The sequence below is a fragment of the Marinospirillum insulare DSM 21763 genome (assembly GCF_000686905.1).
Lineage (GTDB): Bacteria > Pseudomonadota > Gammaproteobacteria > Pseudomonadales > Halomonadaceae > Marinospirillum > Marinospirillum insulare.
The window spans coordinates 59,934-78,691 of sequence record NZ_JMLW01000010.1 but is presented as its reverse complement, the minus strand read 5'-3'; the positions used below and the strand labels follow the sequence as shown (position 1 = coordinate 78,691).

General features: G+C 44.7%; 21 protein-coding genes. 19 read left to right on the top strand and 2 right to left on the bottom strand.

Annotated features, from left to right (window positions below):
* Positions 1 to 20 precede the first annotated feature (20 nt).
* The 10 genes from flhF (at position 21) to BP27_RS0105600 (ending at position 9,510) form a co-directional block, all read left to right on the top strand.
* A complete protein-coding gene (gene flhF, locus BP27_RS15355; protein WP_036239490.1) occupies positions 21 to 1,301 on the top strand; it encodes a flagellar biosynthesis GTPase FlhF in 1,281 nt (426 codons plus the stop codon).
* A 22-nt stretch (positions 1,302 to 1,323) separates the two neighbouring features.
* Positions 1,324 to 2,061: an RNA polymerase sigma factor FliA gene (locus BP27_RS0105640; protein ID WP_027850724.1), complete on the top strand. Its 738-nt coding sequence runs from the start codon at positions 1,324 to 1,326 to the stop codon at positions 2,059 to 2,061.
* 81 nt (positions 2,062 to 2,142) lie between these two features.
* On the top strand, positions 2,143 to 2,517 hold the full coding sequence (locus BP27_RS0105635; protein ID WP_425411878.1) for a chemotaxis response regulator CheY: 375 nt from the start codon (positions 2,143 to 2,145) through the stop codon (positions 2,515 to 2,517).
* Positions 2,518 to 2,555: 38 nt separating this feature from the next.
* Positions 2,556 to 3,344 (top strand): protein phosphatase CheZ, encoded by a 789-nt coding sequence (locus BP27_RS0105630; protein WP_027850722.1) that lies wholly within the window; start codon positions 2,556 to 2,558, stop codon positions 3,342 to 3,344.
* Between the two features lie 12 nt (positions 3,345 to 3,356).
* A complete protein-coding gene (locus BP27_RS0105625) occupies positions 3,357 to 5,435 on the top strand; it encodes a chemotaxis protein CheA (RefSeq protein ID WP_027850721.1) in 2,079 nt (692 codons plus the stop codon).
* Positions 5,436 to 5,465: 30 nt separating this feature from the next.
* A complete protein-coding gene (locus BP27_RS0105620; RefSeq protein WP_027850720.1) occupies positions 5,466 to 6,644 on the top strand; it encodes a protein-glutamate methylesterase/protein-glutamine glutaminase in 1,179 nt (392 codons plus the stop codon).
* Between the two features lie 31 nt (positions 6,645 to 6,675).
* A complete protein-coding gene (locus BP27_RS15350; RefSeq protein ID WP_051610360.1) occupies positions 6,676 to 7,485 on the top strand; it encodes a ParA family protein in 810 nt (269 codons plus the stop codon).
* Entirely contained in the window at positions 7,485 to 8,456 is a 972-nt protein-coding gene (locus BP27_RS0105610; RefSeq protein ID WP_027850719.1) for a chemotaxis protein CheW, read from the top strand. The genes BP27_RS15350 and BP27_RS0105610 overlap by 1 nt, the downstream gene beginning before the upstream one ends.
* A 113-nt stretch (positions 8,457 to 8,569) precedes the next feature.
* Positions 8,570 to 9,058, top strand: coding sequence for a chemotaxis protein CheW (locus tag BP27_RS0105605; protein ID WP_027850718.1), 489 nt, complete (start codon positions 8,570 to 8,572; stop codon positions 9,056 to 9,058).
* Complete coding sequence (locus tag BP27_RS0105600; protein ID WP_027850717.1) at positions 9,058 to 9,510, top strand: DUF2802 domain-containing protein; 453 nt, start codon at positions 9,058 to 9,060, stop codon at positions 9,508 to 9,510. Before BP27_RS0105605 ends, BP27_RS0105600 begins: the two co-directional genes overlap by 1 nt.
* A gap of 1 nt (position 9,511) precedes the next feature.
* Here the strand turns inward: BP27_RS0105600 and BP27_RS0105595 are convergent, their stop codons facing one another.
* Positions 9,512 to 9,805 carry an EscU/YscU/HrcU family type III secretion system export apparatus switch protein gene (locus tag BP27_RS0105595; protein ID WP_027850716.1) on the bottom strand — a complete coding sequence of 98 codons (294 nt, stop codon included), beginning with the start codon at positions 9,803 to 9,805 and terminating at the stop codon, positions 9,512 to 9,514.
* A 1-nt stretch (position 9,806) separates the two neighbouring features.
* Entirely contained in the window at positions 9,807 to 11,483 is a 1,677-nt protein-coding gene (locus BP27_RS0105590; RefSeq protein WP_027850715.1) for a flagellar hook-length control protein FliK, read from the bottom strand.
* 112 nt (positions 11,484 to 11,595) lie between these two features.
* Between BP27_RS0105590 and ccmA the strand changes: the two genes are divergently transcribed.
* The 9 genes from ccmA to ccmI are packed head-to-tail and all read left to right on the top strand — an operon-like array spanning position 11,596 to position 18,742.
* The gene (gene ccmA / locus BP27_RS0105585) at positions 11,596 to 12,246 is read left to right on the top strand and encodes a cytochrome c biogenesis heme-transporting ATPase CcmA (RefSeq protein ID WP_245597814.1); all 651 of its coding nucleotides are present in this window, start codon (positions 11,596 to 11,598) and stop codon (positions 12,244 to 12,246) included.
* Complete coding sequence (gene ccmB / locus BP27_RS0105580) at positions 12,243 to 12,989, top strand: heme exporter protein CcmB (RefSeq protein WP_027850713.1); 747 nt, start codon at positions 12,243 to 12,245, stop codon at positions 12,987 to 12,989. The genes ccmA and ccmB overlap by 4 nt, the downstream gene beginning before the upstream one ends.
* A 23-nt stretch (positions 12,990 to 13,012) precedes the next feature.
* Complete coding sequence (locus tag BP27_RS0105575) at positions 13,013 to 13,762, top strand: heme ABC transporter permease (RefSeq protein ID WP_027850712.1); 750 nt, start codon at positions 13,013 to 13,015, stop codon at positions 13,760 to 13,762.
* A gap of 3 nt (positions 13,763 to 13,765) precedes the next feature.
* Positions 13,766 to 13,948, top strand: a complete 183-nt coding sequence (gene ccmD / locus BP27_RS0105570; protein ID WP_027850711.1) for a heme exporter protein CcmD — start codon at positions 13,766 to 13,768, stop codon at positions 13,946 to 13,948.
* 31 nt (positions 13,949 to 13,979) lie between these two features.
* Positions 13,980 to 14,450 carry a cytochrome c maturation protein CcmE gene (gene ccmE / locus BP27_RS15345; RefSeq protein ID WP_051610358.1) on the top strand — a complete coding sequence of 157 codons (471 nt, stop codon included), beginning with the start codon at positions 13,980 to 13,982 and terminating at the stop codon, positions 14,448 to 14,450.
* A 31-nt stretch (positions 14,451 to 14,481) separates the two neighbouring features.
* On the top strand, positions 14,482 to 16,458 hold the full coding sequence (locus BP27_RS15340; protein WP_051610356.1) for a heme lyase CcmF/NrfE family subunit: 1,977 nt from the start codon (positions 14,482 to 14,484) through the stop codon (positions 16,456 to 16,458).
* A complete protein-coding gene (locus BP27_RS0105555; protein ID WP_027850710.1) occupies positions 16,459 to 16,998 on the top strand; it encodes a DsbE family thiol:disulfide interchange protein in 540 nt (179 codons plus the stop codon).
* Complete coding sequence (locus BP27_RS15335; protein ID WP_051610354.1) at positions 16,980 to 17,522, top strand: cytochrome c-type biogenesis protein; 543 nt, start codon at positions 16,980 to 16,982, stop codon at positions 17,520 to 17,522. The genes BP27_RS0105555 and BP27_RS15335 overlap by 19 nt, the downstream gene beginning before the upstream one ends.
* Positions 17,522 to 18,742 (top strand): c-type cytochrome biogenesis protein CcmI, encoded by a 1,221-nt coding sequence (gene ccmI / locus BP27_RS0105545; RefSeq protein WP_027850709.1) that lies wholly within the window; start codon positions 17,522 to 17,524, stop codon positions 18,740 to 18,742. The genes BP27_RS15335 and ccmI overlap by 1 nt, the downstream gene beginning before the upstream one ends.
* Positions 18,743 to 18,758 lie beyond the last annotated feature (16 nt).

The following is an 18,758-nucleotide window of genomic DNA, read 5'->3' as shown; positions in this document are numbered from 1 at the left end:
GAGGCATAAGAGGTTCGTTGATGAGGGTAAAACGCTTTTTTGGTGCTGATTCTAGGCAAGCAATGCGCCAAGTTCGTGATGAGCTAGGCGATGACGCTGTTATCCTCTCTAATAAAAAAGTTGATAATGGTGTAGAAATTGTTTGTGCACTAGATTATGACGGCGATGCTAGTCCAAGAAATGTAGCAGATGCACTTAAAAGTGCTGATCAAGGTGAAGCCTTGCAGCGAGAGCTAGATGAAGCACGCCAGCGAATCTTATCAGGAGCCAGCTTCGATACGGGCGGCGAAAATGCTTTTCAAAGAAAGGCTCGTGTGCGGCAGCTCGGAATTTTGTCAGACGGTTATAGTGAAGGCATGGATGCTCCGCCTTCCAGTTACGAAGATTATTCGCCACCAGTTACCAGAGGTGGGCATTCAGCTAGTGATCAAGCTATGCAGGCTATGCAATCTGAAATACAGAGTTTGCGTGACCTACTTAAAGAGCAAATGCGTGAACAAGATTCTTACCGCAACCCTGCTGAAGCTTTAGTTCGTAATCGTTTGCTTATGGCAGGATTTAGTGACACCTATATCAAGCGCTTGTTAAAATTGGTTAAAATAAATCCTGAGAGTGATAACAAAACCGCTTGGCAGCAAATATTAGACCGTTTGAAAGGTGAAGTTCAAACGCTAGACGAAGAGTTTATTGATAAAGGTGGTGTTGTTGCCTTGCTAGGGCCAACAGGTGTAGGCAAAACAACCACTATTAGTAAGTTGGCTGCACGTTATGTGTTGAATCATGGTGCAGATGGTTTGGCTCTAGTGACAACCGATTGTTATCGCATAGCAGCTTATGAGCAACTACGTACTGTTGGTCGTATACTAGGTGTTACCGTAAGGGTAGTAGATGAAAACAACTCCCTAGATATGACACTTAGATCTCTACGAGGAAAAAGCCTTGTATTGATAGATACAGCAGGATTAAATGTGCGTGATCCCAACTTGCAAACACAAGTTGATCTATTGGCATCAGCTCAGGCACGTATTCGACGTTTTTTAGTTTTGCCTACAACCAGTCAGGCAAGGGTTTTATTAGATACCTATGATGCTTACCGAGAGGCAGGCTTAAATGGGTGTATATTAACCAAATTAGATGAAGCCATGCACCTAGGTGAAGTGCTAGGCTTAGTGCTAGAGAAACGGCTTCCGGTTAGCTACCTAACCAATGGTCAAAAAATACCGGATGATGTTCAGCTAGCAAGCCCTACATCCATTCTGGCAAGATTTGTTAGAGATGTAGAACGCAGTGAAGAAACCTAGGGATAGTGAGTGAGCTTAATAAATGACAGCAACCAAGGGTCTTAATATTTACTCCCGCAATCAGCAGCTTGCAGATGCTAAATTGCTAGAGAAGCACTCGCTTTTGGTACGCAAAATTGGCTACCATTTACTAGGTCGTTTGCCCGCCACAGTAGAGCTAGATGATTTGCTGCAAGCAGGATCTATGGGGTTAATAGAGGCATCGCGTAACTTTGATGCAGAAAAAGGTGCTAGTTTTGAAACCTTTGCATCTATACGCATTAGGGGTGCAATGCTAGATGAGGTGCGCCGACAAGACTGGGTGCCTAGGTCAGTACATAAAAATAGTCGTCGTGTTAGTGAAGCGGTAAGAGCAATAGAAGGCCGTACAGGTCGTGATGCCCAAGATCATGAAATAGCAGATGAAATGGGTGTAACATTAAAAGAGTATAATCAGTATCTAGCCGATACTGCAGGTTCTAGGCTGTTTAGTTTTGAGGAAGTAAACAGCCAAGAAGATTCAGCTTACGAGGTTCCCGATCAAAATGCGGAAGAGCCCTACGCTGAAGTACAAGAATCGCGGTTTCAGGAATCGTTGGCCGATGCAATTTCAGCTTTGCCTGAGCGTGAACAAATGGTACTTTCTCTGTACTATAACGAAGAACTGAATCTGAAAGAGATTGGGGCCATTCTGAATGTGAGTGAGTCTCGGGTCAGCCAGATTCTTAGTCAAGCTGCAGCGCGGTTGCGCGGAAGGCTTGCCGACTGGAAAAATGTATAGCATGCCTCTCTTTAGGTATTGTTCTACTAATATCATTACCGCTGTTTGCAAGGTTTAACGGAGGTTGCCTTGAATAAAGATATGAAGATTCTCATTGTCGATGATTTTGCTACTATGAGAAGGATCATAAAAAACTTGCTTCGTGACTTAGGGTTTAACAATACCTTTGAAGCAGACGACGGTCTTACAGCAATACCTATGCTGAATTCCGGAAACTATGATTTTTTAGTAACGGATTGGAATATGCCTGGCATGACAGGTTTTGACCTGTTAAAGCATGTGCGTGCCGATCCAGACTTGAAAGACTTGCCAATTCTAATGGTTACTGCTGAGTCTAAGCGTGAGCAGATAGTTGCTGCGGCGCAGGCTGGTGTTAATGGTTATATTGTGAAGCCTTTTACTGCAGCTGTATTAAAAGAAAAGATTGAAAAAATCTTTGAGCGCATCCAGAAATAATGGCTTTTTCTTAATTTTTATAGAGCCAAGGTAGATGCATGTCTGAGCAAAACGAAGTGCCGGGAAGTTTTGAAGAGCTACTGCGCAATACAACCGGCGAGCTGGTTGATAAAATTGAGCAGGGCGCTCTTGCCGATGCTGTTAACTTGTTGCAGACCATCAATGATGCGCGGAGCAAAGATCTGTATCAACAAGTAGGGCAATTAACTCGTGCCCTGCATGATGCTATAAGAAGCTTTCAGCTAGATACCCAAGCAACAGTTAATCGGGATGAAGCACTTTCTGAGATGGCTGATGCCACTGACCGTCTTAACTATATTGTTAACCTTACCCAAAAAGCCGCAAACCGCACGATGGATAAGGTAGAAGAAAGCATGCCAATTGCCAGTGAGCTAGGTAAAGAAGCTGCTTTGTTGCGTCAAGAGTGGGGGCGTCTGATTCGTCGAGAAATGAAGCCACAGGAATTCCGAGACCTGTATCGGCGCATTGATACCTTTTTGGTAGAAACTGAACGACAGACGGGTGTACTTAGTGGTAACTTTAGTGAGATCACTTTGGCACAAGATTACCAAGACCTAACGGGTCAAGTTGTTAAAAAAGTAATCACTCTGGTACATGAAGTAGAAGACAGTCTGGTTCATTTAGTAAAAATGGCTAGTCAAGTGGATAGAATAACGGGTATCCAACCTAAGGATGCTGATAAAAACACTGAGATTATCGACAAGCAGATTCCAGATGGGCCTGTAATCAATGCAGAGAAGCATGGCATTGACGTTGTGTCAGGACAGGATGAAGTTGATGATCTTCTCTCCAGTCTCGGGTTTTAAAGGAGCCGATGGATGAGTCTCGACGCAGATCAGGATATTCTGCAGGATTTCCTTGTAGAAGCTGGTGAAATCCTGGAACTACTTTCAGAGCAGTTGGTGGACTTGGAACAGTCTCCAAATGACCCTGACTTACTTAACGCTATATTCCGCGGGTTCCATACCGTAAAGGGTGGTGCTGGGTTTTTACAGATCACCCCTCTTGTTGAGTGTTGTCATAATGCTGAAAACGTATTTGATACGCTTAGAAAAAATCAACGTCAAGTAACCCCGGAATTAATGGATACAGTGCTAAGTGCACTAGACGCTGTTAATGAAATGTTTGAGACAGTACGCTCAGACGAAATGCCAGAAGACGCTGACCCTGCTCTAATCGACGCACTTGCCTACTATGCTCAGCCAGAAGGTGAAGAAACGCTTAGCTCGCCAACAGAAGAAGCATCAGCTAACCAATCTCCCGAATCTAGTGAAACTATAGAAGCTGGTGGTGATATTACTGATACTGAGTTTGAAAGCTTACTGAATGCTTTAAGCCCAGAAGATCGAGCGGCAATGGAAAAAGAGTCACCAGCCCCTAAAGCTACAGAAACAGCAGCACCGGCCAGTGATGATATAACCGAAGATGAATTTGATGCTTTGCTAGATGAGCTGCATGGTAAAGGTAAAGGGCCCGGCGTAGCACCTGCTAACAAACCCGCTGCCCCTGCAGCATCGAGTGATGAAATTACAGAAGATGAGTTTGATGCGCTGCTTGATCAGTTGCATGGTAAAGGTAAAGGCCCAGGTGTAGCCAAGTCAGAAGCTAAACCTGAAGCTGCTCCTAAGGCAGCAAGTGCGCCACCTCAGCCCCCAGCTAAACCAGCTGCGCCTCCTGCTGTTGCATCAAAAGCTCCAGCGCGTAAAGAACCTATTGCAGACACCACTGTTCGTGTTGATACTTCGCGCCTTGATGAAATTATGAATATGGTAGGTGAGCTAGTTTTAGTTCGTAACCGCCTTGTTCGCCTAGGTTCCGATAGTGCAGATGCTGAACTAGCTAAAGCTGTAGGCAACTTAGATGTTGTTACTGCAGACTTGCAAAGCTCAGTAATGAAAACGCGCATGCAGCCCATTAAGAAGGTCTTTGGGCGCTTCCCACGCATCATACGTGACTTGTCTAGGTCCATGAAAAAAGAAATGGTTCTAGAAATGATTGGTGAAGATACTGATCTAGATAAAAACTTGGTCGAAGCGCTTGCCGATCCTCTGGTTCACTTGGTTCGCAACTCAGCTGACCATGGTATTGAAATGCCAGATGTGCGTGAGAAAAACGGCAAAGATCGGGTGGGTAAAGTTATTTTGTCGGCTGAGCAAGAAGGCGATCACATACTCTTAACCATTGCAGACGATGGTGCTGGTATGGATCCTGAAGTTCTTAAGCGTAAGGCAGTAGAAAAAGGTCAATTAGATCAAGATGCTGCAGACAGGCTCACCGACCAAGAAGCATTTAATTTAATTTTTGCGGCAGGCCTTACCACTAAGGAACAAGCATCCGATGTTTCTGGACGTGGTGTAGGTATGGATGTTGTGAAAACAAAAATTTCACAGCTCAACGGTACGCTTAACGTTTGGTCAGAGCTAGGCAAAGGCAGTAAAATCATCATCAAGGTGCCCTTAACCCTTGCCATCATGCCAACGCTAATGATTAAGCTGCAAGACCAAACCTTTGCCTTACCTCTAGTTAACGTTGATGAAATTTTCCAACTAGATGTTTCACGTGCAAATAAAATAGATGGCCATGAAGTTATTATTATTCGTGACCGAACCCTACCACTCTTTTATCTACGTCGCTGGTTGGTGAGAGATCCCGCTAAGCGCGAAATATCTAAAGAAGAAATGCAAGATGCGCATGTGGTAGTGGTTGCTATAGGAAATCAGCAGGTAGGTTTTGTTGTTGATGACTTAATAGGTCAAGAGGAAGTGGTTATTAAGCCTCTGGGCACTATGTTGCATGGAACACCTGGTTTAGCTGGTGCAACCATAACGGGTGATGGCCGAATTGCCTTAATACTCGATATTCCTGGCTTGTTAAATCACTATACAGGCCGTCGCTGATTTGGTTATGAATAGGTTCAGGAGATAAAAATGCCAATCACCGTTCTGGTGGTTGATGATTCGGGTTTTTTTAGACGAAGGGTTTGTGAGCTTATAGAAACAGACCCGCGTTTGAAGGCTATAGGTACTGCATCTAACGGCCGCGAAGCAATCGAAAAGACGCTAACCTTAAAACCCGATGTCATCACGATGGATTATGAAATGCCAGTAATGGACGGTATTTCTGCTGTTCGTGAAATAATGGCTAAACAACCTACGCCAGTGCTCATGTTTTCCTCACTCACTCATGAGGGTGCAAGAGTAACCTTAGATGCTTTAGAGGCTGGTGCTGTCGACTACCTACCTAAAAACTTTGAAGATATATCACGCCACCTAGAGAAAATGGCTAAGGTGTTGTGTGAGCGGCTTATAACTGTTGCCAAAAGTGGTGTTGGTCAAACCAATAAAAAAGCTCCAAGAACTCAAACTATAAGCAAGCCATCCGCAATAGCTAAACCTAGTTCGGAAGGACGATTAAGTCTTGCAGAACGTATAGCTGCTCGAAGAGAAAACGCAAAAAAAAGCCAGCAACAGTTACAACTCGATCGTGCAACAGCTAAGGCTAATCTTGCTCCTGCACCTAAGCCTAAGCCCCAGCCACGCCACTTTTCATTATTGGCGATAGGCACATCGACTGGTGGGCCTATGGCATTGCAAACTGTTCTAACTCAACTGCCAGCTAACTTTCCTGCCCCCATTGTTCTTATTCAACACATGCCTTCAACTTTCACGGGTGCTTTTGCCGAAAGACTGAATAGCCTATGTAAAATCAGCGTGAGAGAAGCAAAAGATGGTGATCAGCTAAGGCCAGGTTTAGCTTTGCTTGCGCCAGGTGGCATGCAAATGATGGTTGATAGACGTAATGGTGGCACTGTTAGAGTGTTTGCTGGTGATGAGCGTTTAAACTATAAACCTAGCGTTGATGTAACTTTTGGCTCAGCTGCTAAGGTTTACCCCGGAAAGGTGCTTGGTGTAATCTTGACGGGTATGGGGTCAGACGGTAAAGAAGGCGCTCGCATATTAAAAGAAACCGGCTCTGTTGTCTGGTCCCAAGATGAAGTAAGCTCTGTTATTTACGGCATGCCTATGGCAATTGCTAAGGCTGGATTAGCCGATGAGATAATCAACCTTGCGGATATTTCCAGTAAGTTAATAAGTGATGTTACCTAACTAAAGGTAATAAACAGGAGTTAAATTAGGTATGCATGTCTGGGCAGTCGCTAATCAAAAAGGTGGTGTTGGCAAAACAACAACAGCAGTGACGCTCGGCGGCATTCTTGCAGACCGTGGTCATCAGGTTTTACTGCTCGATTTAGATCCCCACGGTTCTTTAACCAGTTACTTTAAGTATGATCCAGACAGTGTCGAAAAAAGTGTTTATGACCTTTTTCAACACAAGCAAATTCCTGAGTCGTTGCCGGCTAGCTTGTTGTTAGATACCGGCCACGACCGCATGAAAATTATTGCTGCATCCACTGCTCTAGCAACCCTTGAAAGGCAAATGAGCGGAAAGGGTGGCATGGGTTTGGTGGTAGCCAAGTCTTTGGCTCAGCTATGGAACCGTTTTGACTATGTATTAATTGATAGTCCACCCGTGTTGGGCTTGCTAATGATTAATGCCCTAGCCGCTTGCGAACAGCTAATTATCCCTGTGCAAACAGAGTTCTTAGCTATTAAAGGTTTAGAGCGCATGATGCGCACCTTGAATATGATTAACAAAGCACGCAAGCAAGGCTTACCCTACACAGTAGTGCCAACACTTTATGATCGCCGTACACAAGCTTCAATACAAAGTCTTCGTTTATTGCGTAATACCTATGGTGATGTTATTTGGCATTCTATGGTTCCGGTAGATACCAAGTTTCGTGATGCCAGTGTTGTAGGTATGCCAGCATCAATGCTTGACCCTAATAGTCGTGGTGTGCATGCCTACACTGTACTTTTAAAGTTTCTGCAAGAAAAAGAAGCAGAGCTGCGTAAGCAAGGCGTTATTGGTAAGGAGGGTAGCTAATGAGTTGGCAAGATACCCCTCAGCAAGCAATTGAAGAATACTTAGAAGCACTGCTGCATGATGATATGGCTGATGAAAGCCCAGAAGAAGCGCCTGCAGCACAAAGCGTACAAAAAGAAGAGTCATTACAGGCAAGACAGCTGAGTGAGTCTATGCTTGGTTTACAGCAAGCACCTAAAACCTTAGCAGAAGAGCTGGCTAAACCAGTTCAACTAGATGAGCCTTTAACTCAATCGCAAGTTATTTTACCCAATCTAAAGCTACCTGAAGCTGAGCCTGAGCCAGCAGTCGAAACTCTAGCTGATTTTATTCAAGAGATTGAAACATCACAAGAAGTTACTCAGCCAGTAGAAGAACCTAAGCAAGAAGAACCTCAAGTAGAAATAGAGCCTCAGCAGGAAGTGCCAGCAGCAACGCCGGTAGCAGCAGAAACACCCGCAGCAGGTCAGCCTCCTTCACCGCCTGGTTGGAAAGATGGTCGTCCTGTTTGGGCGCAAGAGCGTTTTGAATGCCTGCTATTTAAAGTTAAAGGTTTAACTCTAGCAGTTCCACTGGTTGAGTTAGGTGGTATTATTAAAATTGACAAAGAGCCTACACCACTTTTTGGTCAGCCTAGTTGGTTTTTAGGTATGTTAAGAAACAACAATATGAATGTTTCTATGGTTGATACCGCCCAATGGGTGCTTCCACCTGCGTTAATAGAAAAAAATCAAGACCCCTACCAGCTTATTATTCGTATCCACAATAGTACCTGGGGCTTAGCTTGTAACGAAGTCGATCGTTCTATTAGCTTAGAACCAGAACAGGTGCGCTGGCGCACAACCTTAGGTAAGCGCCCTTGGTTAGCTGGAACGGTTATAGAGCATATGTGTGCGTTAATTGATGTAGCAGCTTTCGATCGACTACTAAAAGAAGGTCATGGTCATTTAGAGCCAGCCAATTTAACTGCACTGAACAATTTAGATGACTAATAAGGTTTATTTGGATTAAGAGTTTATTGCCTAGGTACTATTTTTAATGCCCTAGGTGTATTAGCATTAACATTAATGGGTGTTCCCCCCAATATGAACTAAAGGATTGAGCCATGTCTAGCCCACAAAAATTCCAGGCTGAAAGCGCCTCTGATTTAGTACTTCAATACGTGACCTTTCGCCTAGCAGAAGAAACCTACGGCATTAACGTTATGATGGTGCAAGAGGTTCTACGTTATTCAGAAATTGCCCCAGTGCCTGGAGCACCAGAGTACGTGCTAGGCATTATCAACCTGCGCGGTAACGTAGTCACCGTTATAGACACTCGCCAGCGCTTTGGTTTAATGCCTAGTGAAGTTAGCGACTCAACACGTATTATGATTATTGAAGCAGACCAGCAAGTTGTAGGCATTATGGTCGATTCAGTTGCTGAGGTGGTTTACCTTAAGCAATCAGAAATTGAAACTGCACCTAACGTCGGTAATGAAGAAAGCGCTAAGTTTATTCAAGGCGTTTGTAACAAAAACAATGAACTGCTCATCTTGGTGGAACTTGACAAGCTAATGTCAGAAGAAGAGTGGTCTGAGCTGGCTGCAATTTAATGCAATTACCTACGATTGGTTGGTTTGAGCTAGTAGCCCTCTTATTGGCCACTCTAGGTTTTGCCTTGGCGCTTATTTGCTATTCACACTTACGAAAGTTAAAGCGCGGGTTGGTTGAAGCTCGCCAAGAAACGCATTTGCTAGTTAAAGCCTTGCGTAATGAAACCCATGCTATGGGAAGTGGTGCTATAGGTGTGGGACAGCGCTTAGTTGAAGTTGAAAAACGGCTTAACTCAACCATGGAAAGGCAAATGGAGTTTGAACAGCGAGACCCGGGCAGCCTTCCTTATGCTTACGCAGTACGCTTGGTTGAAATGGGCGCTTCTGCAGAAGACTTAATTAACAACTGTGGCCTTGCACGAGTAGAAGCAGAGTTAATCACTTTAGTTCACTCAGAGCTAAAAACCCAAAAAGAACACCCCCCTCAAGAAGAGCGTTACGCTATTAACTAGTTTATTTTCCGCTAGTTTTACTGCGTAAAGTGTCTAAGTCATATACAAAAGATAAAACTTCTGCAATTGCTAAGTAAAGCAGTTCGGGTATTTCATCGCCTAAATCTAAGTGCGCCAAGGCAGCCGTTAATTCAGGGTCTTCATGAATTGGAATATTATGCTCTGCAGCAATCGCCATAATTCTTTTTGCTGTTTCAGCATTACCCTTAGCTGTAAGGCGCGGTGCGCCTAAGCCATCATATTGTAGTGCTACAGCAGTTTTTGGGCGTTTAAAATTTTTTCTATCGAGTCGCATACTAAATCCGTGTATCAATAATGTGTTGATGACCCGCCTTTTTTATCACTGGCGGTGGTTCACCTAAATGGCAAGTGACCTCTTCTACATCTGCACCTATGCGCCTTAAACGTGCAGCTAATACTTCTGCTTGCTTTTTAATTGGCAGATAAGACTCCTTAACCTCTACCCAAATATCGGCCTTTAATTGTTCATCTTTTAGGCGCAACAAAGTATGAATTTTACCCCAGTTTTTTAAAGTAAAACTTAAGTTAACTTCCCAGCTGCGGGTTCTTCTTTCAGCTTCTTCTATGGCTGCCTCTGCATCTTTTTCTTCTATCCAGCGACGAATCTCTAGCTGAGCCTGAAACCACTCACCCCTAACTGAGTAGGGTAAGTCCATTTGTACAATTTGTGCTGGCTGCCCACGTTCATGAGTTGCTTGGGTTGCCTGCAAGCTGGTTTGCTGCATTACCTGAATACGCGACTCTGCACTTTGTACCTGTTGTGCTAGCTGTTGTAATTGCTGCTGACGCGGCTGTGAATTGTTTGGATTAGCCAAACCTTCACGCAGTAAGCTACTAGCTTGCTGCAATAAAAGTTTCAAATCTCCACCTGCCGGATTAGTTTGAACACCTCTTAGTAGGTTGGCCTCAAGCAACAAACCACTAAAGGGAATAAATTGCTGCAAGCTACTAGCTGAAGGTGTTTGGTTGCCTTGTGGCACTAAATTAAGTGCCGCTGTTAGCTTATTGTTTAAATTGGCTAACAAGCTACTAGCAGGTTTGGCTGCAGACTGGGTAGAGCTAACGTTAGTAGCTTGAGTGCTAGCTAAATTGGTTGTTGGATTGCTGACCTGTGTCTGAATGGGTGGTTGAGCCGTTCGAGTTGCACTAGGTGTTTGAGGTGAGCCGCTAGCAGGGAGCTGTTTAACTAGCTGGGTAAGCTGTTGCATTACTTGCCCTAGTGGTGCTTGTCTGGGTAAAGCATGACGAAGCTGGGCGCTGGCACTGGCAAGCAAAGATTCTAGGCTAGATGGAGTCGCTGCCGCCGCCCTACTAGCAGAACTAGGCAAAGCAGTGGTTAAAGGGGCCTTTAACTGATCAAGTAATTGTAAAACCTCCCGGTTAAGCGCACGTACTTCAAGGCCGCCTTGGGTGTTAGCATTAAGGTGAACTTGGCTAGCAACAGGCAAGGGGCGTTCTGAAACTAGGCTAACCTGCTGCCCAGAACTGAGCTCTAGTCTTAGGGTGTAACCTTGGCCGCTATTAGGTTGGCTGGCTATAACTTCTGCTCTGCTAGCTTGTCCAGGTTGTAAAGGAAGGGTTTGCCCAGTTGCCAACTGCACTTTAATGGCTGGCATTTGGCTTATAAGGCTAGTCGCTAATTGTTGAATAGCAGCCTGAGACAAGACCCTAACTTCAACCTGACCTTCAGCCCGACCTGTCAGTTGAAGTTGCTGACCTTCAGGGAAGGGTTTATCTGATATAAGATTAATTTGCTGGCCATTACTTAGTTGCACCTGAACACGGTGCCCTTGCCCTTGTTGTAAAGGCTCACTTGTAACCACCTGCCCAGTTGTAGTTTGACCAGGAGATAAAAGTGGTCGCCCTTCAGTGGCTAGCGTTGTAGTGCTACCAGCTCTCACTAAACCACTTGTCTCATTTGAAGCGGGAGGTGTTTGCGGTAATCCTTGCATAAAATTGTCTCCTGAAACAGTCAGTGCTATCTGGGGCTGGGTAGCGGTTTAAGCTGGATCATAGTAAAGTGTACGCCCTATTTATACCGCATTTTTGTAAGGTTCTCCTGCTTTGATTAAAACGCCAGCTAAAAGCACTGCTGCTTTGTTAACTGCTCATAAGCTTGCTTGTGAGCGAGATGAGCGACGGCTTTTTAATGATTTAAGCTTTAATCTATATGCAGGTGAACTGTTACAGCTAGAAGGGCCTAATGGTGCAGGTAAAACTAGCTTAATGCGCTTGCTTGCAGGGCTACTACCTTTTAGCGAAGGTGAAATACTTTGGCAAGGTCAAAACATTGATGCCTGCCGAGAATATTTTTATCAGTCTATCTTATTCATTGGGCATCTTGCTGGTATTAAAGCCGAGCTATCCCCCCTAGAAAACCTGACGTGGTTTGCGGCCTTAGAAGGCATTCATGATGAGACTCTACTAGAGCAGGCCTTGTGGCAAGTCGGTTTGGCTGGTTATGAAGATCATCCTTGCCACCAGCTATCTGCAGGTCAAAAACGCCGTGCCGCCTTAGCAAGACTTACTTTTACACAGCGCTTAGTTTGGTTGCTAGATGAACCTTTTACCGCCCTAGATAAAAATGCAGTGGCTGCAATAGAAAACCTGTTAATAGCCCATAGTCAAGCAGGTGGAGCGGTTATCTTAACTAGTCACCATGCACTGGAAGCCCTTCCAAACCTCAAAAAACTCTCATTAGGCGAAGAGTTATGAATCAGGCTAAGCATCACAAAGCTGCGGCTTTTTGTCGCCTAACACCTAAACAGGTGAACTCACCTAGCTTAGCGGGTGTCTTTGTAGCAGCTTTAAAACGTGAGTGGCAATTACAAGTGCGCCGCAAGGGTGATTTAATCAACCCCTTGGTTTTCTTTGCGTTGGTGGTAGTGCTCTTTCCTTTAGGTGTGTCACCAACAGCAGAAATTTTAGCACCCGTTGCGCCTGGCGTGCTTTGGGTGGCAGCCTTATTGGCCGTATTAATGTCACTGGATGCTTTATTCAGGCCAGATTTGCAAGATGGTTCACTTGAGCAGTTATTAGTCTGCGGCTATCCTGTGGCACCTTTAAGTTTGGCTAAGGTTTTAGTGCACTGGGTTTTAAGCTGTTTACCCTTAGTTTTGTTAGCGCCCTTGTTAGGGATAATGCTTTATTTGCCTTGGCAGGCCCAAGGCGTGCTAATGCTATCTTTATTATTAGGCAGTCTTGCCTTGAGTTTAGTAGGTGCTATAGGTGCAGCTTTAACCACTGGGCTGGGCAAGTCTGGCGTACTAATGACCTTGGTCGTTTTACCTTTTTATATGCCAGTGCTTATTTTTGGTACTGGTGCTATGCAGGCTGCTGTTAATGGTCAGCCTGTCCTTGCTCATTTAGCTTTATTAGCTGCTTTGGCACTAGCTGCCTTAGCTCTATCACCCTGGGCAATTGCAGCGGCATTACGGATTGCCGTTTCTGGTGAATAACTTTTTAAGATAGGTAATGGAACGTGTGGAACTGGCTAAAAACCCTCTATCATCGATTAGGATCACCCAAGTGGTTTTACCAAATCACCAGTAAATGGTTGCCTTGGTTTGTTGGCAGTAGCTTGTTGTTACTCGGTTTAGGGTTGGTGCTAGGCCTTGCTTATGCACCTATGGACTACCAGCAGGGTAATAGTTTCCGAATTATGTATGTTCATGTGCCAGCTGCTTTCTTAGCCCAGTCTGTTTACATGATGATGGCGGTTGCTGGAATAGTGCTGCTGGTTTGGAAAATGAAAATGGCCGATGTGGTTGCGCAAGCTCTAGCGCCCATTGGCGCAATTATGACCTTTATTTCCTTGGTCACTGGCGCTATCTGGGGTATGCCAACCTGGGGCACTTGGTGGATGTGGGATGCCCGCCTAACCTCCATGCTTATTTTGTTTTTTCTTTACCTAGGTGTTATGGCCTTGCGTGAAGCATTAAGCCCACAAGAAACAGCGGCTAAGGCTTGCGCACTGCTAGCCATAGTAGGCGTAATCAATATCCCAATCATTAAATACTCGGTGGACTGGTGGTACACCCTGCATCAGCCAGCCAGTATTAAATTAACAGAAAAGCCTGCTATGCCAGCCTCTATGTACCTACCTTTATTATTTATGGTACTCGGTTTCTATGCTTTGTTAGGCTGGTCAGTATTGTTGCGTGCTAGAGCAGAGGTGCTGCGCCGAGAAGCCAAGTCTGGCTGGGTGCGTGAATTGTTAAAGGATAAATGAACTATGTATTTTGATAGCTTGTCTGACTTAATCAACATGGGTGGGCATGGGCTTTATGTTTGGAGTTCTTATGCAATAACCTTGGTGCTTTTAACCTCTAGTATTTTACTGCCCTGGTTGAATTTAAAGCGCACTCGTAAACAGCTGAGTCGCCAAATAGCACGTGAAGCAGCCAATTCAAGATAACCCTTTTTTAGCCTATTTGAGGTAGTAACTTATGACACCTAAACGCAAACAAAAACTGATGCTAATTGGTTTAATGGTCGGTGGCTTGTCCTTAGCTATAGGCTTAACTCTCTATGCGCTCAGTTCAAATATTAACCTTTTTTACGCGCCTACTCAGATAGTGGCAGGTGAAGCACCAGAAAATGCTGAGATTCGTGCCGGTGGCATGGTGGTTGAAGGCAGTGTTGAACGAGACACTCAAAGCATGAAGGTGCGCTTTGCAGTAACAGACTATAACCAAGAAATTTGGATTAACTACGAAAAAATCTTGCCCGATCTATTTCGTGAAGGCCAGGGTGTGGTTGCAGTGGGGCGCTTAAATGAACAAGGTGAGCTAGTCGCCAGCCAGGTTTTAGCACGCCATGATGAAAACTACATGCCACCTGAAGTGGCTGAAGCACTGAAGCTAGCTGGTGAAATGCCAGAGTCATCGCCTTTTATGCGTGATACCTCAAACAAGTAATAGAGTTCGTTAACTAATCAGGATGTTTTTGATGGAAGTTCTTTTTTTACCAGAGTTCGGTCAATTTGCACTGATTCTGGCCTTGGCTATGGCGTGTGTGCAGGCTTTCTTACCCCTTATTGGTAGCTTTACGCGCCAACCCTTATGGCTAGCCTATGCACAGCCAGCAGCCTGGGCTCAGTTTACCTTGTTAGCGATAAGCTTTATTTTGCTTAGCCTTAGCTTTTTATTTGATGATTTTAGTCTTGCCTATACCGCAGCTAACTCTAACTCAGCTTTACCCTGGTTCTATAAACTTAGTGCAGTGTGGGGTGCGCACGAGGGTTCTTTGCTACTTTGGTTGCTCATTTTAGCAGGTTGGACTTTTGCAGTATCACTGAGTCGTGGTTTACCTGCTGAAGTGTTAGCTCGCGTTTTATCTGTTTTAGGCTTTGTTAGTGTCGGAATGCTGTTGTTTGTGGTGTTCACTTCCAACCCCTTCGATCGTATTTTACCGCGCATTCCTGTGGATGGTGCGGACCTTAACCCTCTCTTGCAAGACCCTGGCTTAATTTTCCACCCACCTTTGCTTTATATGGGCTATGTCGGTTTTGCGGTTACCTTTGCGTTTGCTTTAGCGGCACTTTGGTCTGGGCAGTTAGACTCAGCTTGGGCAAGGTGGAGTCGCCCTTGGACAACCAGCGCTTGGGCTTTTTTAACTGTAGGTATTGCGCTAGGTTCTTGGTGGGCTTATTACGAACTCGGCTGGGGTGGCTGGTGGTTTTGGGACCCAGTTGAAAACGCTTCATTAATGCCTTGGTTAACCGGTACGGCTTTAATGCACTCTTTGGCGATTACAGAAAAGCGCGGAGTGTTTAAAAGCTGGACGTTATTACTGGCTATTTTTACTTTTTCATTAAGCCTGGTGGGCTTTTTCTTAGTGCGTTCAGGAGTACTTAATTCAGTACATGCGTTTGCCAATGACCCAGAACGGGGTTTTTTCTTACTGATTCTCTTAGCGGTTACCGTGGGTGCGTCACTGCTTATTTATGCCATTCGAGTGCCTAACTTAAAAGCAAGGGTTAGCTATTCGCTTTTGTCGCGAGATGTGTTGCTTCTAGCTAATAACTTAATTTTAGTGATTGCCTCTATCATGGTGCTGCTAGGCACACTTTATCCTTTAATATTAGATGCCTTAGGTACGGGTAAAATTTCGGTAGGACCTCCGTATTTTAATGCTTTATTTGTGCCGCTAATGCTCTTGCTAGGTGTGTTATTAGGCCTAGGCCCTTTAACAGACTGGAAACAAATGCAATGGCAAAAGCTCAAGAAAAAAATCTGGCTAGCAGGTGTTATTACGCTAGTGCTGGGCGTTGCTGTTCTACCTTGGGTTTATGATGGCCAGTGGCATTTGTATGTGGCGCTAGGTTTAACCCTAGTGTTATGGATTTTTACTACTAGCCTAAGAGACTTGTGGGAAGCGGCACAAACCAAACGCGGCTGGTTAGGTATTAGTCGCAGCCGTTTAGGTATGTTCTTTGGGCATATAGGTGCGGCACTCATAGTCTTGGGTGTCACCATGGTGTCTAACTATGGTGAAGAGCGTGATTTACGGATGCAGATTGATCAGCCTGTTGAAGTGAAAGGCTACCAGTTTACGCTGAAAGAACTGATTCACCGCGAAGGACCTAACTTTATTGCAGACCGAGCCATTGTTGAGGTGCACAACCCTAGCGGTAAGTTAATTAACACCTTAACGCCAGAAAAACGCTTGTACACAGTGCGCGGAATGCCTATGACACAAGTTGCCATTGATTGGGGCTTCTTAAAAGATATTTATGTGGCTATGGGTGAAGAGCTAACTGCCGATGCTTGGGCAATGCGCGTTCATTACAAGCCTTTTGTACGCTGGTTATGGTTGGGTGCTTTAATTGCTGCCTTGGGTGGTGTTCTAGCCATTACAGACCGCCGTTACTCCAGTAAAAAAGCACAAGAGCAACTCACTGCTATCACTAAAGGAAGCTTGTAAATGAAACGCTTTTTACTTTTTCTTCCTCTCATTATTTTTGTACTAGTGGGCGCATTTCTTTACAAGGGTTTAAGCATGGATCCATCAGCTAGAGAATCTGCTCTGCTGGGTAAGCCTATGCCCGAATTTAGTTTGCCTAACTTGCATGACCCATTGCAGCAAATTACCCAAGAAAATCTTTTGGGTGAAGTGTTTATTCTTAATGTTTGGGGTAGCTGGTGTCCTAGCTGTTATGACGAACATGAAGAAATTGTGCGTATGGCGCAGGCAGGTATTCCCATTGTTGGCTTGAATTATAAAGATGAGCGCAGCAAGGCTTTTCGTTATTTAAGTCAGCTAGGCAACCCGTATAGCCTAGTACTTTTTGAAGAAGACGGTTTACGGGAGCTAGCCTTTAATTTAGGTGTTTATGGAGCGCCAGAAACTTTTATATTCGACCGTGATGGCATAGTTCGCTATCACTTAGCAGGCGTTATTACCCCTCAGTTAGTTGATCAAGTGATTATGCCGGAGGTGCGTAAATGGCAAACCGCTCAGTAAAATCAATCAAACACTTAACCTTTAATTATTTACTAATGGCTTTGCTCTTGGCTTTGTTTACAACCAGCAGCTATGCAGCCATTGAGTTATATGACTTTACCGATGATAGCTATCAGGCACGTTATAAAGATGTAGGTGGCAAGTTACGTTGCCCTAAGTGTGAGAATCAAAGCATAGCCGACTCAAATTCACCTAGTGCTTACGATATGCGCCAAGAGCTTTATCGGCTTTTAGAAGAGGGTAAAACCGATCAGCAAATATACGACTTTATGGTACAGCGCTTTGGTGACTATGTTTTGTATGAGCCGCCTATGCGTAAAGATACTTGGGTTTTATGGTACTTGCCGCCTGCGCTGGTGCTCTTGGGTTTGTTGGTAGCTTTTTTTCTAGTAAGAAGTCGTAAAAAACCTAACTCAGCGGTAAAAATGTCTGTATCCGAAAGGCAGTTACGCATTCAAAAAATTTTAGAGTTAGAAAACAACACAGCCCCTACATCTTCTTCATCGAATACTAAGGAATCCTAATGACCTCCTTATGGATTGGCATATTTCTACTGGCTGCTTTAGCCAGTTTATTTTTAATCTGGCCACTTTTGCGTAGAGAAAAGTTAACCGAAGCACTTTTAGCTCAACAACATGCTCGTCAAATCGCCAACATTACCCTTTACCGGCAAAAACTAGCACAGTTAGAGTTAGACTTAGAAGAAGGTCGAATAGAAGAAGACGCTTTTCCAGAGATGAAAGCAGAAATTGAAGACCTTTTATTAGATGATGCAGACATTCGCCAGCAAAAAACCTGGCATACCCCCAATAGCTTTTTTAGAAAAGCAGCCTTAGTTCTAGTCGTTGCTGGTGTGCTTGGGTCTTCCTTTATGCTTTATGAGCGCATCGGTGGACGCTTAGGCTTAGAGTCTTGGTATGCACAACAGCAATTAATTGAAGAAGGCCGTAAAGATTTTGGTAGCCTGCTGCGTAAACTAGAAGAAACCGTAGCTGCTAATCCTGATGATACGCAAGGTTGGTCATTACTAGCGCGTGTTTACCTAGACTTAGGCCAGCTAGAAAAAGGTGCCCAAGCTATAGGTGAAATCATTAGAATTGAAGGTACCAGCGCTATGCTGCTAGCTCAGCAAGCACAAGCCCTTTACTTTGCTGATGGTCAGCGTATTACTGAGCGTGTAGAGCAGCTTATTGATCAGGCACTAGAAGTTGACCCCAAGGACCCAGCCACCCTCAGCCTGCTAGGCATGGCAGCCTACCAACAGCAAGATTGGGAAGCGGCCCGAGTATATTGGGAAGCAGCCCTACCTCGTGCAAGTGGTATAGAAGCCGATGAATCTTTACGCGAAGGTATAGCTGACGTAAGGCAGCGCTTAAACATGGAGCCACTCTCTTTAACGGGTCCACAGTTTATCGTTAACCTCAGTCTCAGCAATGCCGCTAGCCTCTTAGCTGATCAACGCGCCACTATCTTTGTATTTGCTCAGCCAGTAGGTGGTGCAGGCGCACCCTTAGCAGCCACACGTATAAAAGTGAGTGATTTACCAACCACTGTTAGACTAAGTGATCAGCAAGCCATGATGCCGCAAAATAACCTGTCTTCTGTTGAACAAGTGGTTATTCAAGCGCGTATTGCCCTAGGTGGTACACCCCAAGCACAAGAAGGTGACTGGCAGGGACAGACAGAAGTATTAAAGGTTGATGGTCAGCAACGTGTTAATCTAGAAATTAATCAACAGTTGTAAGCTAACCATCTACTTA

What these genes read in the sequence shown, in the direction of transcription:
- flhF (WP_036239490.1), top strand. Translation starts at nt 21, where the DNA reads ATGAGGGTAAAACGCTTTTTTGGTGCTGATTCTAGGCAAGCAATGCGC.
- BP27_RS0105640 (WP_027850724.1), top strand. Translation starts at nt 1,324, where the DNA reads ATGACAGCAACCAAGGGTCTTAATATTTACTCCCGCAATCAGCAGCTT.
- BP27_RS0105635 (WP_425411878.1), top strand. Translation starts at nt 2,143, where the DNA reads ATGAAGATTCTCATTGTCGATGATTTTGCTACTATGAGAAGGATCATA.
- BP27_RS0105630 (WP_027850722.1), top strand. Translation starts at nt 2,556, where the DNA reads ATGTCTGAGCAAAACGAAGTGCCGGGAAGTTTTGAAGAGCTACTGCGC.
- BP27_RS0105625 (WP_027850721.1), top strand. Translation starts at nt 3,357, where the DNA reads ATGAGTCTCGACGCAGATCAGGATATTCTGCAGGATTTCCTTGTAGAA.
- BP27_RS0105620 (WP_027850720.1), top strand. Translation starts at nt 5,466, where the DNA reads ATGCCAATCACCGTTCTGGTGGTTGATGATTCGGGTTTTTTTAGACGA.
- BP27_RS15350 (WP_051610360.1), top strand. Translation starts at nt 6,676, where the DNA reads ATGCATGTCTGGGCAGTCGCTAATCAAAAAGGTGGTGTTGGCAAAACA.
- BP27_RS0105610 (WP_027850719.1), top strand. Translation starts at nt 7,485, where the DNA reads ATGAGTTGGCAAGATACCCCTCAGCAAGCAATTGAAGAATACTTAGAA.
- BP27_RS0105605 (WP_027850718.1), top strand. Translation starts at nt 8,570, where the DNA reads ATGTCTAGCCCACAAAAATTCCAGGCTGAAAGCGCCTCTGATTTAGTA.
- BP27_RS0105600 (WP_027850717.1), top strand. Translation starts at nt 9,058, where the DNA reads ATGCAATTACCTACGATTGGTTGGTTTGAGCTAGTAGCCCTCTTATTG.
- BP27_RS0105595 (WP_027850716.1), bottom strand. Translation starts at nt 9,805, where the DNA reads ATGCGACTCGATAGAAAAAATTTTAAACGCCCAAAAACTGCTGTAGCA.
- BP27_RS0105590 (WP_027850715.1), bottom strand. Translation starts at nt 11,483, where the DNA reads ATGCAAGGATTACCGCAAACACCTCCCGCTTCAAATGAGACAAGTGGT.
- ccmB (WP_027850713.1), top strand. Translation starts at nt 12,243, where the DNA reads ATGAATCAGGCTAAGCATCACAAAGCTGCGGCTTTTTGTCGCCTAACA.
- ccmD (WP_027850711.1), top strand. Translation starts at nt 13,766, where the DNA reads ATGTATTTTGATAGCTTGTCTGACTTAATCAACATGGGTGGGCATGGG.
- ccmE (WP_051610358.1), top strand. Translation starts at nt 13,980, where the DNA reads ATGACACCTAAACGCAAACAAAAACTGATGCTAATTGGTTTAATGGTC.
- BP27_RS15340 (WP_051610356.1), top strand. Translation starts at nt 14,482, where the DNA reads ATGGAAGTTCTTTTTTTACCAGAGTTCGGTCAATTTGCACTGATTCTG.
- BP27_RS0105555 (WP_027850710.1), top strand. Translation starts at nt 16,459, where the DNA reads ATGAAACGCTTTTTACTTTTTCTTCCTCTCATTATTTTTGTACTAGTG.
- BP27_RS15335 (WP_051610354.1), top strand. Translation starts at nt 16,980, where the DNA reads ATGGCAAACCGCTCAGTAAAATCAATCAAACACTTAACCTTTAATTAT.
- ccmI (WP_027850709.1), top strand. Translation starts at nt 17,522, where the DNA reads ATGACCTCCTTATGGATTGGCATATTTCTACTGGCTGCTTTAGCCAGT.